Source organism: Yersinia sp. 2542 StPb PI (genome assembly GCF_048593855.1).
Lineage (GTDB): Bacteria > Pseudomonadota > Gammaproteobacteria > Enterobacterales > Enterobacteriaceae > Yersinia > Yersinia enterocolitica_E.
Genome location: NZ_JAZGQA010000481.1, coordinates 1 through 605, shown reverse-complemented (window position 1 = coordinate 605; position 605 = coordinate 1). Strand labels below are relative to the sequence as shown.

Sequence of the window (605 nt, the reverse complement as noted above, 5' to 3'; positions counted from 1 at the left end):
AGCGATCATGGGCACTGTTTTACTCATATCAGAAAGAGGGTAGCAAAATATAAATCATTAACAGGAGAAGAAATTAAACAGATCAATCAAGATATTAATTCTATTGCTAAAATTTATGAGGATTATTTCCTAAGTTGGTTTGAAGATAATAACGTCGATTGGGTATTTTGCTTAAATATTACACTTTCGGATGCCGTTCCTGTTAGCCTGGCACTGCACAACGCAGCGAGAAAGTATTGGGCTAAAAAAGATAACGGCGGTATTATTTTTTGGGATCATGACCTATTTGGTAGTTATGCCATTTATGAACATGAAGAAAGACTATATCCTGAAAAACCCAATATATTGACACCCATACCACAAGATAATACCTATACTAAATGGATAGTTGCGTCTGAAGCCTTGGCGAAGGAAAGTAGAGACTATCCAACAGAACTGGTACCTGATGTCATTCCTAATATATTACCGTCAATCGATGTATCTGCTTTTAGCAAAATTCACATTGATTTTTTAAACCAATATAATATAGCTATAGATTCATCTATTGTTATCGTTCCCGTTAGAGTATTTAGAGTCAAGGGTATCGAAATATCAATAAGTGAAGT

Annotated in this window: 1 pseudogene; it reads left to right on the top strand. The window is 34.5% G+C overall.

From position 1 onward, the window contains the following. Positions 1-605 (top strand): annotated as a pseudogene (locus V1952_RS22395) (hypothetical protein); the annotation flags it as partial.